Raw genomic sequence first — 439 nt, 5'->3', positions numbered from 1 at the left:
TGGTGCCAACAAAAAGTTGTACATTTTATGCGATTGTTAGTAGCTCCTGTAATTCATTGTATGTCGAAAAACCGAAGTCTGAGCCAAGACTTCGGTTTCGTTTATATAAAGCATGAATGGTTTCGATACCTTTCAAGGTACGGGAAGCGTGGCGAAGATTTTGAAATCCTGCGGATTTGGAAAAACGTCGCTTCACATGCCTATGGTTCTGTTCAATGAGATTGTTCAAATGCTTGATTGTACAATGAGTTGTATTTATATAAAAGCCTTGTTCTCTATGCGCAAAGTAATGCTGGTGCTTTGTCTGTAGTAAGAACCGCTGGTTCTCTAAACGTTTTGACTAATCTTTTCATAAAGGCATAGGCAGCCTGATGATCCCGTTTTTTACGAAGTTGAATATCCAATGTGTGCCCGTCTTTATCAATTGCACGATATAAAT

General features: G+C 38.7%; 1 pseudogene. It reads right to left on the bottom strand.

What is annotated here, in order from left to right:
- Positions 1 to 25: 25 nt before the first annotated feature.
- A pseudogene (locus AC1M36_RS28515) lies at positions 26 to 439 on the bottom strand (DDE-type integrase/transposase/recombinase); the annotation flags it as partial.

This window comes from Bacillus sp. Medicinal_06, from assembly GCF_056711665.1.
The sequence above is the reverse complement of the archived record's forward strand: the minus strand, read 5'-3'. Positions and strand labels throughout refer to the sequence as shown.